The organism is Paenibacillus sp. FSL W7-1332, assembly GCF_037969785.1.
Taxonomy (GTDB): domain Bacteria; phylum Bacillota; class Bacilli; order Paenibacillales; family Paenibacillaceae; genus Paenibacillus_AQ.
In genome coordinates, this window is record NZ_CP150209.1 from 653,951 (window position 1) to 668,986 (window position 15,036).

The following is a 15,036-nucleotide window of genomic DNA, read 5'->3' on the forward strand; positions in this document are numbered from 1 at the left end:
ACGAGGTGATCGTGATGAATAAAACGAAGGTCAAATTTACTCGCGTTGAGAAAATCGTCATCTTCACGATGCTGGGGCTGGCAGCCTCCTTTATCATTGCCTTCCTCGTGCTTCGACACATCGTGCTGAACGTTTCGTTTGCTCCCTGAAACCAGGGAGCTTTTTTTAGGAGATGAGAAAATATAAACATCCGAGGCTTAGCATCTTTATTTCGCAGGTAAAACTTCCTCTAAACACGATCTATCTACCTATTTAAAGACGATTTAAAGATTTGTCTTTATATCAATTGGGGCCGTATGATGAAGAAGAATCATCAATCGGAGGAGGAGATTGTTCATGTTAACCGTTGCGGAATTAGAAGCGAAGCTGGCGGAGCCTTCAGCACAGCTTGTTGCCGATCTGGCATCTTTGGAGGGGGATATTCTTGTGTTGGGCGTCGGCGGGAAAATGGGTCCCAGCCTTGCAAGGCTGGCGGCCAACGCCGTTCGGGAAGGCGGTGGAGGCAAACGGATCATCGGCGTATCGCGGTTCTCGAACCAGGAGGCTAGACGTGAGCTGGAGGAGGCGGGCGTTCAGACGATGTCGTGCGACCTGCTGAACGATGGGGAACTGCAGCAGCTGCCCGAGGCTCCGAACGTGATCTACATGGCGGGCAATAAATTCGGCACGACCGGGCGTGAATATTTTACTTGGGCGATGAACTCGTACTTGCCGGGCCGGGTGGCCGAGAAATTCAAGCAATCCAGAATGGTCGTATTTTCATCAGGAAATGTGTACCCGTTCTCACCGGTGGGCAGTGGCGGAGTCAACGAATCGGTAGCGCCGGAGCCGGTTGGAGAGTATGCGCAGTCTTGTCTCGGCAGAGAGCGCGTCTTTGAATATTTTTCCCACCAGAATGGTACGCCGATGGCGATTTACCGCCTGAATTATGCCATCGACATGCGGTACGGCGTTCTGCATGAGCTGGCCAGATCGATTCACGAGGACCGGCCGATTCACCTGGCGATGGGGCATGCGAATATCATATGGCAAGGAGATGCCAATGAGATGGCGCTCCGTTCGCTCCTGCACTGCAGCTCTCCTCCGGAGATCATCAACATTACCGGACCGGAGACGATGTCGATCCGCTGGGCGGCACAGGAATTGGCGGCACGGATGGGCAAGAAAGTGACCTTTACGGGTACGGAATCCGAGACCGCACTCCTGAACAATGCTGCGAAATCCCACCAGCTGTTCGGTTATCCGAAGGTGTCTCTGCTGCAGATGCTGGACTGGACCGCAGCATGGGTACAAACGGGCGGCGAGAGCTGGAATAAGCCGACTCACTTCCAAGAGAGAAAGGGGAAATTTTAATGAGCGGACAGGTTCCTGCAACTCAACGTTTAGCCCCCGAGAAGCTTAAAGCTCTGCATGAAGGGCTTGTCATACCGGCTCACCCGCTTGCTTTGGATGAGAACCGAAAGCTGGACGAACGACGCCAGCGGGCATTAACGCGCTATTATGCGGCATCCGGTGCGGGCGGTGTTGCCGTCGGCGTTCATTCGACACAATTCGAGATCCGTGACAAGGGCATCGACTTGTATGAACCCGTGCTGCGACTTGCGGCAGAAGAGGTTCGCAAGGCGAAGCTGGATCGCCCGTTCATTATGGTGGCCGGTGTCTGCGGCCCCACGGAGCAGGCTGTAGTGGAAACGGAGATCGCCCGCAAGCTCGGCTATGACGCCGTCCTCCTCAGCATGGGCGGTTTAAGCGGCTGGAGTGAAGAAGACATTCTAAGGCGCACGGAGAAGATTGCGCAGAGGATGCCGGTGATCGGGTTCTACCTTCAGCCGTCGGTTGGGGGCAACATTTTCTCCTTCGACTTTTGGCGCGCCTTCGCCGAAATTCCGAATATCGTGGCAATCAAGATGGCTCCCTTCAACCGCTATCAGACGATTGACGTCGTCCGTGCCGTCTGTTATTCGAGCCGCAGAGATGACATTGCGCTCTATACGGGGAATGATGATAACATCGTCAACGATTTGCTGACGACGTATCAATTCCAAGTGGACGGGACGCTGGTCACCAAGCCTATCGTCGGCGGTCTGCTCGGTCATTGGGCGGTCTGGACCAAGAAAGCGGTAGAGCTGCTGGAAGAAATCAAGGAGGCACGCACAGAGAAGCAATTCGCGAAGGAGTGGCTCACACGCAATGTGGAGATTACCGACTCCAATGCAGCCTTTTTTGATCCCGCACATCAGTTTGCAGGCTGTATTCCGGGCATCCATGAGGTGCTCCGCAGGCAGGGGCTGCTGCAAGGCACATGGTGCCTGAATCCGCATGAAACGCTGTCTCCCGGACAATCCGAAGAGATTGACAGAGTCTACCGGGATTATCCGCATTTGAACGATGACGATTTTATACAAGAGCACTTGGAAAGTTGGCTGGCGGACTGATACAATGAGGGCAGAATAGTTGAAAGTGGGGAATCGCGCATGCGGTTTAAAGATGTGTTTTCTATTATTGGGCCCAGTATGGTGGGGCCGTCGAGCTCTCATACCGCTGGGGCCGTGCGGATCGGAAGGGCTGCGCGGCGCATATTTGGAGCATTCCCCGATCAAGCGGAAATTGTGTTCTACGGTTCTTTTGCCGAAACCTACCGCGGCCACGGCACCGATCTGGCTGTCGTGGGCGGATTGCTCGATTTTGCCACGGATGATATGCGTATCCGGAATTCGATCGAGCTTGCGGAGGCGGCAGGCATTGAACTTAATTTCAAAACGGCACAGAATGTGGCCTTTCATCCGAACACCGTGGAGCTGAGGCTGACGGACGGCGATCATACCGACGTCATTGCAGGCGCTTCCATTGGCGGAGGCAGTGTGGAAATGCTGCGCGTGAACGGTTTCGACGTTAAGTTTACGATGAATTATCCGGTGCTGCTGGTCTTTCATGATGATACGCCGGGCATGGTCGCGCATATCACCCGGCTCCTGGAGGCAGGCGGCGTCAACATTGCCTATATGGACGTGGACCGCAAGGGAAGAGGCGGCGATGCCATGACGGTGGTGGAGTCGGATGAAGCGGTCCCGGCTGAGTTGATGAAGCATATCGAAGGGCTGCCGAGCGTGCACCGCGTCGTCGTTGCGGATTTGACAGTAGAGGAGGCGCAGTCATGAAGTTTTCTACGCTGGAGCAAATCATTGCGTGCTGCCGGGAGGACCAGGTTACAATCGGCCAGCTGATGCTGAATGAGCAGATCAAGGAAACCGGCAAGAGCAAGGAAGAGACGTTTAAACAAATGGCCGATTATTACGGCATTATGAAGGAAGCGGTGCACCGGGGGATCCATGAACCTGTTCCTTCCAAAAGCGGACTGACCGGCGGGGATGCCGTGCGCGTCCATCAATATATGAGCAGCGGGGTGCCTGCGCTCGGTACCGACGCTTGCACGGCACTGGCCTACGCGCTGTCCGTGTCCGAAGTGAATGCCTCCATGGGGCGCATCGTGGCCACGCCGACAGCAGGCTCCTGCGGCATTATCCCCGGCGTATTCGTCAGCACGCAGGAGCGCTTCGGCTGGGAAGACGAGCGTCTGGTGATGGGGCTGTTTAGCGCAGGCGCGATCGGCTACGTGATCGCCAATAATTCGTTTATTTCCGGTGCGGAGGGCGGCTGTCAAGCCGAAGTGGGCTCAGCCATCGGCATGGCGGCAGGCGCTCTGACAGAGCTGAGGGGCGGCACGCCGGAGCAAGCGGTTCATGCCGTTGGACTTGCACTGAAAAATTCCTTAGGGCTCATCTGCGACCCGGTTGGCGGACTGGTCGAGATTCCTTGTATCGTGCGCAACGGCTTCGGCGCCGTGACCGCGCTGGCGGCATCGGATATGGCGCTGGCCGGCGTTCGAAGCGTCATCCCGTCGGATGAAGTGATTGACGTGATGCTGGAAGTCGGCACGGCTATGCCGGCCAAGCACCGGGAAACGGCGAAGGGCGGACTTGCGCAGACGCCGACCGGTAAGAAAATCTTGAAGGATTTGTACGGCAAGGAAGGCAAGAAGCTGCGCGAAAAGGGCACAAAAGGGGGGGAGTAACCGGGTGTGACGCTGTTGAATATCGGTATTATCGGACTGGACGCGTCCCACATGGTCGTTTTTCCCCGGAGGATCGCCGGACTTTCCGCTTAGCACCGGCCGGGTGGATGCCTTCATGAAGGAGATCAAGGAGCAATTCGGCGTTGCGCTTCTGAATACTGGAAGAGCTGGTTGTCGCTTGTGCTGCCGTCCTTCTGCTGTCGGCAGATGGGCGGGTGCACCTGCGGCAGTTCCGCTCGATCGCGCTTCCTATGGCAAGCGGGTGTTCCTCGACAAGCTGTTGGCGCTGCGTACGCATGAGGCGAAGGAGATCCTCACTTGGTATCGGCTGTTGAAAAAGTTCGAAGTACTCTCTGGATAAGGATGAACAATAAACATGCTATATAAGAGATTGTCCCAAAAGTCATCATGGATGACTTTTGGGACAATCTCTTACCATCTATAGATTCCAAATCCGATACAAAATGACTGGCTGCCTCCGTATGTAAGAGAAGATCTTGTGGCTCAACTCCTTGACTCATCAAGGCCGCGATGCTCTGTTCAGCATATCCCAAAATCTTGTCGACATCCGAAAATGCAGTAAGATCCCCGCCGTCTGCCAGCGGCTAGCCGGCTGTCTTCAGCGCACGGACGGTCATCACCATCATGTTCTGGCGGTGAGCGACTGATATCCTCTAAAGGTCTGGTGAGTAAAGGCGCTTACAATCCCCATTCCACTGCAACGGCGATATCATCGGCGATATCCTCGTTAGTATGCACATCGCTGAACAAGAACTCCGATTTGGCGGTACCCTCTAATTCATGAGCTTTAATTAGAAGCGAGACGGAATCTTGATCGAAGCGGCAGGAGTAAAGCTGCCTTCTGCCGCTTCCTGGATGATTCCTCCTGTTACCTTGAGCACGCCAACACCGACATCAGGCCCAACTCTGGCACCAACGCCAGCTCCAGCACCGGTACCAACGCCGGCTCCAACTGAGGCCGGATAGAGCAATTACCCGTGCCGAGTTTGTATTTGTATTGTCCAGTCTCCTCGATGTGAATGGCACGAAGCTTGCAGATTTCAAGGATATCCACAAGCATTGGGCACAGGATGCTCTTGCTGATTTCGCTGCAGCCGAACTATTCAAGGTTACAAGGATGGCAGCTTTAAGCCTAATAAATCGATTACTCGTGAGGAATGGTGGTCAGCTTATCCCGTATTTTGGATCTGGAAAACCTGCGGAAGGAATCATAAGGCGTGGACTTCTTGGACCTGCAGGGATCATGGGCATCAGATATCATTAGACGGACTGCGCATGCAGGAATCAGCTCCGGTAAACAAGCACTGTTGGAGCATCTAAAGTAAAACCATGCTACTATAGCGCCCCTGATAGGGAAGGACCTGTGATTCTTCAGGCCATTCATATCAGAGGCGCTTTTCATATTTATAGTAGATTACAGGATTTACGCTGACAGCAACAATTTGTTATCGATGCTTTTAAATTATCGTATATCTGAATTCATGGGGACGGTAAGATAAATCTATAAGAAAGGTCAACCATGTTGGTACAGAAGGGAAGCATGCGAATGAAACAAACGGAATCATCCAATAAGCAAAGCGAAAGCGGCAAGAGTATAACGCAGGCTGCTTCAAACCGAAAGGGTGCGAAGTGGAAAAAGACGATTGTACTCGATATGATGCTGGCACCGGCGCTTATTCTGACGTTTATTTTTTCTTACATTCCAATGGCAGGTCTAGTCATGGCGTTTCAAAATTACAGGCCGGCGTTAGGGATGACGGGATCAGAGTGGATCGGATTTGATCACTTTAAATTTTTGTTCAGCATTGATGAGAACGTTCAAGTCATCTGGAATACGGTCATTATCGCAGGGCTGAAGATGGTTGCGAATCTGATCGTTCCTTTCATTTTTGCTCTTCTTTTAAATGAGATCCGAAAGATGCTCTTTAAAAGAGTAGTCCAAACGATTGTTTATATGCCTCATTTTCTGTCTTGGGTACTTGTGGGGGGGATCTTGATTGATCTGCTGGCACAGGATGGGGGCCTTGTGAACCAGACTCTAACCGGCGTTTTTGGCATAAAACCGATATTCTTTTTGGGAGACGGGGACTGGTTCCGCTTTGTCGTGGTAGTGAGTGATGTGTGGAAAGAGTTCGGTTTCAACACCATTGTTTTTCTGGCAGCGCTGTCAGGCATCAATCCCTCGCTGTACGAGGCGGCAGAAGTGGACGGAGCGGGAAGATGGCAGCAAACCTGGTCGATTACCATCCCTTCCATGCTTCCGATTACGATCGTGGTCGGCACACTTGCGCTCGGCAATATATTGAACGGGGGCTTTGATCAAATTTTCAATCTGTATAATGCTCTCGTCTATGATAAAGGCGATATTATCGATACCTTTGTTTATCGCTACGGAATTATCGGCGGTAAATTCAGCTTCTCCACGGCTGTGGGTCTGTTTAAGTCGGTTGTCAGCTTTGTCCTGATCGTTATCGCTTACCGGATGGCCTATAAACTGGCGAATTACCGAATCTTCTAGAAGAAAGGAGGCCTCAGGGCGCTTGTATCATAAATCGACTTCTTACAAAGCTTTTACAGTGTTTAACTACGTGTTCATGATTGCGGTTTCGCTGGCTTGCATTATTCCCTTGGTTCATATTCTGGCTGTTTCATTCAGCGGCAAGGCGGCAGCGAGCGCGAATCTGGTCAAGCTGTGGCCGGTGGACTTCACTTGGGATGCTTATGTAAAAACAATAGCGAATGAAAATTTTATAAGATCCATTTGGGTTACACTCCAGCGTACGGTCCTGGGCACCGTGTTCGGTATGCTCATTGTGATCTTTGCGGCTTACCCGCTGTCCAAGGAGACCCGCAGCTTTAAACGAAGAAATATCTACATATGGTATTTTGTGTTTACCATGCTCTTTAGCGGCGGTTTAGTCCCCTTCTATATCTTGATTCGAAATCTGGAGATGCTGAATACGCTGTGGGTTCTGATTTTGCCTGGTGCGGTTTCGGTATGGAATATGATCCTGCTCCTTAATTTCTTTCGGGGGATTCCAAAGGAGATGGAAGAAGCATCGTTGATTGACGGGGCGGGACATTTAAGGACCCTTCTAAGTGTGTATCTACCGATTTCAACACCCGCCTTGGCTACGCTTTCCCTGTTTACCTTAGTCGGCCACTGGAACTCATGGTTTGACGGCCTGCTGTTCATGACAGATCACAAAAATTATCCCCTAGCTTCTTACTTGCAGACAGTTATTGTTCAGCAAGATTTCAGTAAGGTATCTGTCAGGCCGGAGGATCTCGAAAACATCTCTCAGAGAACGGTTAAAGCGGCTCAGATTTTCATCGGAATGGCCCCGATTCTGCTTGTCTATCCGTTTCTGCAGCGGTTTTTCGTAAAAGGCATTGTACTAGGGGCTGTTAAAGAATAGAGCCATTGTCTCCATAGCATTTCGATGGGAGGTGAGGGAAGGCTGGCCGTAAGAGAACAGGTTCGCATTTGATAATAAACATCTTGCACATATCACTTTTAAAGATTAATAGGGGGTTGAAAAAATGGCAATAACGATGAAAAAAACCGTGATGGCCTTATTAAGTACCGTCATGTTATCCGGCGTATTAGCAGGCTGCTCCGGTACCAGCAAAAAAACAACAGAAGAAGCGGGTACGGGGGAGGAGAGCTTTTACTCGGCTCCTTTTGAAAACGGCAAATATACAGAACCGGTAAGCTTGACCACCGTATTTCCGATTTCCAGCAACCTGAAGTTCAAAAACGGAGAAAACATCGAAGACAACGTCCATACCCGGTGGGCAAAGGAGGCCCTTGGTATTGATATAAAATACTTATGGACAGTCAGCGAACAAAACAATGCCTATGAAACCAAGCTGCGTCTCATGCTGACGGCCGGCGAAGAAATGCCTGACATTGTGGCATTCCGGGGAAGTCCTGCCCTGATTGCCGATCTGATTGACAGCGGGCAATTTGCGGATGCAGGTGAGTTGTTTGATAAATACGCTTCTGATATTTACAAAAAGGCGATGGCAGAGGATCCGAATGTCTGGAATCCTTTGATGAGAGATGGAAAAAGAATGGGTATTCCGATTTTGGAAAATGCCTACAATAATGATCCTGTGATGTATATCAGAGAAGACTGGCTTAAAAAGCTGGACCTGAAGGCACCGACAAACATAACTGAGCTCGAGACCGTCATGGATGCTTTCACAAATCAAGATCCGGACGGAAACGGCAAGAACGATACGACAGGTCTTTCCGTGGGGTTTAAAAACAACCTGAACACCTGGATGTCGGATTCCGGATGGATATTCGGAATGTTTGGGGCCATGCCGAACCAGTGGAACAAAACAGAAGATAACCGGCTTGTTTACGGTTCTGTCCAGCCTGAAATGAAACCTGCTCTACTCAAAATGAAGGAGTGGATGGATAAGGGATACATCTCTGCCGAGTCCGGGTTGTATGATGAAAATAAGGCGACGGAAGCATTCACGGCAGGGAAGTCCGGCATTATCGTAGGTCCGTACTGGATGACAGGGTGGCCGCTTCCAGACTTGAAGGTAAACGTTCCGGATGCAGAGTACAAGCCATACCCTCTGCCAGCAGGGCCGGATGGCAAAATTGGACGTCACGGTACTGCGATCAGCAGCGGCGCGGTATTGATTAACAAGGATATGAAACATAAAGACGCTTTCTTCGTGTATCAGAATTACCTGTTTGATCACTGGGCTAATCCGGAGAGCACGGTCTTTACTGATGGATTTGCCAAAGGTTATGATTACGATATTGGTCCGAACGGAGAAGTGTATAGAGAGCAGCAGAGCGATAAAATACCTGGCGGATGGGTGGATGCCATTCGGTATACGCTGACCTTTGACGGTGCGATCATTCCAAATCTGATGATGAACTCCCTGGCCAAGCTTGCAGACGGAGCCGAGCCGGCTAACCAGTATGAGAAAATCCTATCGGAACGTATTGCTGAGCAGATTCAAGCAGCCAAAATTGTAATCGATCAGAAAGATGCTGTTATGCCGGAAATGTTCACAGGTGCGCCAACTCCTACACAATTGTCCCGCGGGGATATGTTGAGCAAATTGGAGAAAGAAGTCCTGAACAAAATTATTTACGATAAAGCTTCCATTGACGAGTTTGATGCCTTTGTGGAAAAATGGAAATCTACCGGCGGGGATCAAATAACGGAAGAAGTTAACGCCTGGTATCAATCTGTCCAGAAATAAATAGGACACAGGTTGGACAAGGGCAGCCTTAAAGGCTGCCCTTTATTTGCAATATTCTTATTGGCTAGAACACCAATCCAGTCATAATAAATGTAAGTTTACTGCCAAGATTGATACAGATCATGCTCCAGGAGGAACTGCTAATGATAACGCGACTGTCCATTTTTCAGAAACTTCTATTATTTCTTCTGCTCATGGTGGCGGTTATTGTTATCGCTTTCTGGTACATTTATAACTTGAATATCAAAGCTATACAGTCCGAAGTCAATAAGAACAAGATGAATGATATCCGTTTTATCACCTCCCAGCTTTCAAGCCAGTTTGAACAGGTGCTCATGAACACGATGACGCTTTCTCAAGACTCCACGGTCCGCGGCTTTCCTTATGCTATAAAATCCGGCGATAAATATTCGCGGTATGAGACGAAGCTTGCCATTATGGATAAGCTGGCGTTGAACTCGGCCTCCACATCCTGGAACAATACCGTGATTCTCTACTATCTTAATGAAAGAGAAATGGTCTCATCCGCGAATTCCTTTTCGTTTACCACATTCAAGCTTCCGGATGCAAAATACAACGAATGGACGATTCATATGGAGGATGACGAAACAGGCTATTACTCCTATATCATGCGGAGTCATCTCAGCGCGCTGTTGATCGAGGTTAGAATTTCTTTGGAAAATATAAAAAAGATGATGCAGCAGTACAATTCTGGAATTCCTTTGCTTTACGATGCCGGAAAAAATACGTTCATTCGCAGGGAGTTTGATCTCCACGAGGATTCATATCGGACGATAGCAGAAGAAATCACTGGCGAAAGCGGTTCTTTTGTATTAAAGGATCAGGGAACAGAGTATCTGGTTAACTACATGAAATCCGATATGCTCGATCTTTATTTTCTCGACTATCACCCTAAGAGCCAGTATACCAAACAAATCTTTCGCAATAACCAGTATTTTGTTTATGCGGTTCTAATCGTACTCATAGGGGCTCTCGGTTATACCCTGCTGTTGCAAAAACAAGTTCAAAAGCCTATTCATGTGCTTCGGAGAGCGATAAACCGCTTTGACCGGGGAGATTTGTCCAGCAGGGTCGCCACTCTGAATTCCAACGAGTTCTGGATGCTTGGCAATTCGTTCAACCGCATGGCCGAGAATACCCAAAGACTGATCGAGCAGGTGCTGTTAATTGAAATTGAAGTGAAGGAAGCCAAGCTTAAACAGTATCAAGCCCAGATTAATCCCCATTTTCTGTTTAATTGCTTGAATTACATTCAAAGCAAGGCAAGTGTCAAAGATTACGAATCCGTAACGGCAATGACACTTCACCTGGGATCTTACTGCCGGTATATTCATAAAATTGAGCTGGTTGATTCTACCTTGCTGGAGGAGTACACATTTGTAGAGCATTTTCTTTCCATCGTCCAGCTCCGTAAACGAGAGATTGCCTTTGACATACACATTCCGGAAAGCCTCTATGATGAACGGGTGCCAAGGATGATTCTTCAGCCTTTGGTCGAGAATTGCGTGAAGCATGGAATTGAGCCGGGAATACGGCCAGGGATTGTCTCTATAACCGCTGTGCTTATCAAGGATGGGTTCCAAATAGTCATTTCGGATAACGGGGTAGGGATGACGGAAGAGAGAAGGCAGGCTATTCAACGACACATGGATGACGTGGTACCACAGAATGGAGCTCTTGGAGCCGGCATCCGGAATGTGCACCAGCGGCTTCGTTTGTATTACGGAAAAAACTCCGGCATTATTATTGAATCAGCGCTTTCTAAGGGAACCTGTTACCGGATTCACATCCAGAAGGGAGACGTTGAACATGCTGCAGATCTTGCTGGTTGACGATGAACAATATGTGGTGGACGATCTGAAAGTCGCCTTCCCATGGACGGAGTTCGGAATCGGCCAAGTCCATAAGGCCTATTCCGGGCTTCAAGCCAAGCAGCTCCTGCAGGAATATCCAATTGATATCCTCATTACGGACATCGCCATGCCAGGCATGAGCGGACTGGAGCTGGTTGGCTACACGAGAGAAAGCCATCCCCAAACCAAATGTATTCTGCTTACGGGATTTTCTGATTTTGAATACGCGGTAGAAGCGCTTAAACATGGAGTGCTTGAATATCTGGTCAAACCGCTTGATCAAAACAAGCTGCGTTCTGCACTCGAGTCAACTATACAGAAGATTCAGGAGGACCTGCGTATATCAGCCTCTTTAGATAACGCCAAGCTTGCCTTCTATGAGCATTTGCCCATGCTGAAAGACAAGCTGCTGTGTGAGCTGATTCAGGGGAAAAAATTTAAAGCGGGCGAGCTGGCGGAGAAAATGGAAGTCTATCAGATCTCCATTCACGAGCAGGATCGGATATATTTGGTTTTGATACGTTTGGAAGAGCGTTTCACCAATTATGGACCAGACAGCCAGATGCTGTTCGAATATGCCGTTATTAATATTGCGGAAGAGATATTTGGGGACAGCTTTGAAGTTTGGCATTGCCGGGACCCATATGAATATCTCGTGCTTATTCTTAAACACAAGGAAGACGAAGAGGTACCGGATCAAGAGAACGTGATGAAGCAGCTTAATTATAAGGCAGATCAACTTCACTACAATGTGAATGAATATTTGAAGGGGGGCATCTCGGTCGTAGTATCCTATTCCGGCTTGTTCGCTCAAGATGTGCGGACAATGTACGAAGATGCCGTATATGCGCTGAGACAGCAGGTGGGTAACTGCCAAGGATATTTATTGTCGGTGGCAGGAAAACCTAAAGAAACCTCTGTACAGCCTTTAACCATTCTCTACGAGCCGCCATCACTTATTCATTTGCTGGAGACCGGGCAATGGACAGGTTATAAGGAACGGCTGAACCGAATCAAACAGGAGTGCGGGAGCCTGTCCGGTTATAATGAGGAATATTTTGAAGAAATCCGCAGCTTGTTGCTGGCCTCATTTCATTATATAGCTCATAAAAATCAAAAACTTTTATCTGATTTAGTGGGATATGAACGAATGCAAAGATCCTCCTTTCGCTCACTGGAGCAACTGATTCGATGGGGAGAAGAGCTGGCGGACCTTTTAAAGGACAAGCTGGAGACGGATACACGTTCAACCCAGCAGAAAGTGGTTCATGAGATCCGTCACTATGTAGACCACAGTTATGCGAATGCCAGCCTTCAAGCAGCAGCCGACCATGTCTCGCTGCACCCGTCTTATGTGTCAAGGCTGTTCAAACAAGTGACAGGGAGCAGCATTAGTGAATATATTCATAAAGTAAAGATGGAACGGGCTTTAGTTCAATTAAAAGATTCGGAGGCCAAGGTTTACGAAATATCCGAACAGCTTGGATATTCGAATTCCCAATATTTCATTAAGGTATTTAAAGATCAATTCGGGATGACACCGCAGGAATATCGTGAAAAAGCAGCAATCAGATAACTTCTCACCTTATCCGTGATAAAGAGGTGGCGAATTGCCATATATAGCGGGTGATGTGCAGATGAAGCTTCTGATCCAAAGCGAAGAAAGACGAAACGGGTGAATGAATTCACTCCCATTTTCTTATAACGCCTAAGGCATCAGCTCTCTAATATACGATGACGAAGAGAAGAAATTTAACATACTCCGTGAGGGATTTCGTTATGAAATTCCTCGCTTTTTTTATCTATTTCTACCGCTTTAGCATTTTCCATCTCCCTGAAAAGCCTGATATTAAGCGGGTTTTCGGCTTTTTATCCGCCTGATCGAGAAAAAACACCATCTCGCAGAAATACGCTTCTTTACGAATCGTGGAAGCGTTTTTATGATGTGGATGGGTAGAAAAATCCGTGCCGGGGATCGGCATCGGCTGCCCGAATGATTTTAGAATATTCCCTGCGCTCAGCTGGGGATCTTCGCCAACAAGGAGGAATGGTAGAAAGCGACTTGCATCAGCAGCGCAGACCGGATAAGTAAGCAAACATACACAGATGAGTGGAAATGACGGGGGTAGAGTAGCGATCGCACAGATTCAGACAGCCTGATTTAAATGATGAATTATGAGGAGGAACGAACATGACAAAAAAGTGGTTTCGCATGGCACTCGTATTTACATTAATCATTTCGATCCTGGCCGCATGCAGCGGAGGAGATAAAGAGGCAGCTCCCGAAACGGACGGAGACACAGCACCTCCAACGGCACCGGCAGATCCCGATCAATATGGAGATACAGGAGGCCTCGCGCTTCCATTGGTCGATAAACCGACAACGATCAATTGGATGGTCGTCAGCGAGAAAACCAATCTGAACGATTCCTTGCTTGCCAAGGAAATCGAGAAGCGAACCGGAATCAAAGTGAATTTCCAGGCTTATTCCTCAGCTACGTTTCAAGACAAACTGAAAGTAACCGTTGCATCCGGCAAGCTTCCGGACATTATCCATGGGCTGACGCCTCCGGAGCTGAAGAAGATCGGCAAACAGAAAGCGGTTGTTGCCATTAACGAATATCTCGACATGCTCCCGAACTTCAAAAAAATGTATGTGGACGAGAACCCGTGGGTCATTCCGTCCTTCGGAGACGAATCCGGCAACATCTATACCTGGCCGGTTGCGAACATTAACCGTGACGTCAACCACGGCTTCCTGTACCGCAAAGATATTTTCGATGAGCTGGGCATCAAGGAATGGACGAATACCGACGAGTTTTACCAGGCTCTGAAGAAGTTGAAGGAAGCCTATCCGGACTCCTATCCTTACGCCTCCAAGACGAAAGAGCACATTTTCCGCGACTGGGCCTTCGGCTGGGGAATCGGCGGAGCCAACTATCCGACGTATTACGACGAGACGGCGAAGGTGTGGAAATACGCTACGATACAGCCAGAGCACAAAGAAATGCTCGATTTTATGAAGAAGCTGTATAACGAGGGACTCCTGGATCCGGAATTCATGACGGACACCGACGATTCCTGGACGGCGAAAATGACGTCAGGCAATAAATCCTTTGTGACCTATGACTGGATCGGACGTTTGGACCTGTTCTACAACCAGGTGAAGGATCAAAACCCGAATTATGACCTGAGATACGGAAATCCGGTTGGACCGACCGGCAACGGCAAAACGATCGAGAGCATCACGAACGGCTTCAGCATCGCGGTAGCAAACAACGACAACAAGGAAGCTGCCCTGAAGCTGCTCGACTACCTGACGAGCCCGTCCGGCGCAACGCTGGTAACGATGGGCGTGGAAGGCGAGACGTTCAAGATGGAAGGCGATAAAGCCGTCTATCCGGAGCTGACCGACGTGCCGTTGGTGGATATCAGCGTGCTGGAGGACCGTTATGGTCTGTGGCTGCAAGGTCTGTATGTCAATTCCGATAAGCGCAGCGTGTACTTCAACTACACGGAGAAGGAGCAGGAAGCTCAGGATAAGCTGCTGAACGGAAATAAATTCGAGCCGCTGGATCCGGTTGTGAACTTTACGGATGACGAAACCGCAACGATTGCGGAAATCCAAACCTCGCTGAAGAAATTGGCGGATGAATTTAACGCAAAATACATTCTGAACAAAAACTACGGCGATGCCGAGTGGCAGCAATGGCAGGTTCAGGCTGAGAAGCAGGGAGCTAAACAGCTCGTCGATATTTTCAACGCAGCCCAGAAGAGATTGGATGAAGCCACGAATTAATCTGCAGAAGAAATAGGAGTGATGGCGGCATC

13 protein-coding genes are annotated in these 15,036 nt (G+C 49.2%); 12 read left to right on the plus strand and 1 reads right to left on the minus strand.

Going from position 1 to position 15,036, the window contains the following annotated elements:
- The first annotated feature begins 14 nt into the window (after nucleotides 1-14).
- From MKX98_RS02770 to MKX98_RS02795, 6 genes are all read left to right on the plus strand, one after another.
- Nucleotides 15-149 carry a hypothetical protein gene (locus tag MKX98_RS02770; RefSeq protein ID WP_256720511.1) on the plus strand — a complete coding sequence of 45 codons (135 nt, stop codon included), beginning with the start codon at nucleotides 15-17 and terminating at the stop codon, nucleotides 147-149.
- A 187-nt stretch (nucleotides 150-336) separates the two neighbouring features.
- Nucleotides 337-1,353: an NAD(P)-dependent oxidoreductase gene (locus MKX98_RS02775; RefSeq protein ID WP_339221321.1), complete on the plus strand. Its 1,017-nt coding sequence runs from the start codon at nucleotides 337-339 to the stop codon at nucleotides 1,351-1,353.
- Nucleotides 1,353-2,435, plus strand: coding sequence for a dihydrodipicolinate synthase family protein (locus MKX98_RS02780; protein WP_339221323.1), 1,083 nt, complete (start codon nucleotides 1,353-1,355; stop codon nucleotides 2,433-2,435). The genes MKX98_RS02775 and MKX98_RS02780 overlap by 1 nt, the downstream gene beginning before the upstream one ends.
- Before the next feature lie 39 nt (nucleotides 2,436-2,474).
- Complete coding sequence (gene sdaAB, locus MKX98_RS02785) at nucleotides 2,475-3,158, plus strand: L-serine ammonia-lyase, iron-sulfur-dependent subunit beta (RefSeq protein ID WP_071222255.1); 684 nt, start codon at nucleotides 2,475-2,477, stop codon at nucleotides 3,156-3,158.
- Complete coding sequence (sdaAA, locus tag MKX98_RS02790) at nucleotides 3,155-4,072, plus strand: L-serine ammonia-lyase, iron-sulfur-dependent, subunit alpha (protein ID WP_339221325.1); 918 nt, start codon at nucleotides 3,155-3,157, stop codon at nucleotides 4,070-4,072. Before sdaAB ends, sdaAA begins: the two co-directional genes overlap by 4 nt.
- A 103-nt stretch (nucleotides 4,073-4,175) precedes the next feature.
- Nucleotides 4,176-4,433 carry a hypothetical protein gene (locus MKX98_RS02795; protein WP_220686749.1) on the plus strand — a complete coding sequence of 86 codons (258 nt, stop codon included), beginning with the start codon at nucleotides 4,176-4,178 and terminating at the stop codon, nucleotides 4,431-4,433.
- A gap of 451 nt (nucleotides 4,434-4,884) precedes the next feature.
- On the opposite strand, the gene MKX98_RS02800 is transcribed toward MKX98_RS02795, so the two are convergent.
- Nucleotides 4,885-5,064, minus strand: coding sequence for a hypothetical protein (locus MKX98_RS02800; protein ID WP_339221327.1), 180 nt, complete (start codon nucleotides 5,062-5,064; stop codon nucleotides 4,885-4,887).
- 683 nt (nucleotides 5,065-5,747) lie between these two features.
- Here MKX98_RS02800 and MKX98_RS02805 point away from each other — a divergent pair.
- The 6 genes from MKX98_RS02805 to MKX98_RS02830 all read left to right on the plus strand — a co-directional run bounded on the left by MKX98_RS02805 (nucleotide 5,748) and on the right by MKX98_RS02830 (nucleotide 15,004).
- Nucleotides 5,748-6,611, plus strand: a complete 864-nt coding sequence (locus MKX98_RS02805) for an ABC transporter permease subunit (RefSeq protein ID WP_220687530.1) — start codon at nucleotides 5,748-5,750, stop codon at nucleotides 6,609-6,611.
- 22 nt (nucleotides 6,612-6,633) lie between these two features.
- Nucleotides 6,634-7,512 carry a carbohydrate ABC transporter permease gene (locus MKX98_RS02810; RefSeq protein WP_028406193.1) on the plus strand — a complete coding sequence of 293 codons (879 nt, stop codon included), beginning with the start codon at nucleotides 6,634-6,636 and terminating at the stop codon, nucleotides 7,510-7,512.
- A gap of 124 nt (nucleotides 7,513-7,636) precedes the next feature.
- The gene (locus MKX98_RS02815; RefSeq protein ID WP_339221331.1) at nucleotides 7,637-9,331 is read left to right on the plus strand and encodes an extracellular solute-binding protein; all 1,695 of its coding nucleotides are present in this window, start codon (nucleotides 7,637-7,639) and stop codon (nucleotides 9,329-9,331) included.
- Nucleotides 9,332-9,474: 143 nt separating this feature from the next.
- A complete protein-coding gene (locus MKX98_RS02820; RefSeq protein ID WP_339221333.1) occupies nucleotides 9,475-11,184 on the plus strand; it encodes a histidine kinase in 1,710 nt (569 codons plus the stop codon).
- Nucleotides 11,162-12,781, plus strand: a complete 1,620-nt coding sequence (locus MKX98_RS02825; protein ID WP_339221335.1) for a response regulator — start codon at nucleotides 11,162-11,164, stop codon at nucleotides 12,779-12,781. The genes MKX98_RS02820 and MKX98_RS02825 overlap by 23 nt, the downstream gene beginning before the upstream one ends.
- A 615-nt stretch (nucleotides 12,782-13,396) precedes the next feature.
- Entirely contained in the window at nucleotides 13,397-15,004 is a 1,608-nt protein-coding gene (locus tag MKX98_RS02830; protein WP_194540661.1) for an extracellular solute-binding protein, read from the plus strand.
- Nucleotides 15,005-15,036 lie beyond the last annotated feature (32 nt).

Excerpts from the sequence above, each read along its gene's own strand:
- MKX98_RS02770 (WP_256720511.1), top strand. The coding sequence starts at position 15 with ATGAATAAAACGAAGGTCAAATTTACTCGCGTTGAGAAAATCGTCATC.
- MKX98_RS02775 (WP_339221321.1), top strand. The coding sequence starts at position 337 with ATGTTAACCGTTGCGGAATTAGAAGCGAAGCTGGCGGAGCCTTCAGCA.
- MKX98_RS02780 (WP_339221323.1), top strand. The coding sequence starts at position 1,353 with ATGAGCGGACAGGTTCCTGCAACTCAACGTTTAGCCCCCGAGAAGCTT.
- sdaAB (WP_071222255.1), top strand. The coding sequence starts at position 2,475 with ATGCGGTTTAAAGATGTGTTTTCTATTATTGGGCCCAGTATGGTGGGG.
- sdaAA (WP_339221325.1), top strand. The coding sequence starts at position 3,155 with ATGAAGTTTTCTACGCTGGAGCAAATCATTGCGTGCTGCCGGGAGGAC.
- MKX98_RS02805 (WP_220687530.1), top strand. The coding sequence starts at position 5,748 with ATGATGCTGGCACCGGCGCTTATTCTGACGTTTATTTTTTCTTACATT.
- MKX98_RS02815 (WP_339221331.1), top strand. The coding sequence starts at position 7,637 with ATGGCAATAACGATGAAAAAAACCGTGATGGCCTTATTAAGTACCGTC.
- MKX98_RS02820 (WP_339221333.1), top strand. The coding sequence starts at position 9,475 with ATGATAACGCGACTGTCCATTTTTCAGAAACTTCTATTATTTCTTCTG.
- MKX98_RS02825 (WP_339221335.1), top strand. The coding sequence starts at position 11,162 with ATGCTGCAGATCTTGCTGGTTGACGATGAACAATATGTGGTGGACGAT.
- MKX98_RS02830 (WP_194540661.1), top strand. The coding sequence starts at position 13,397 with ATGACAAAAAAGTGGTTTCGCATGGCACTCGTATTTACATTAATCATT.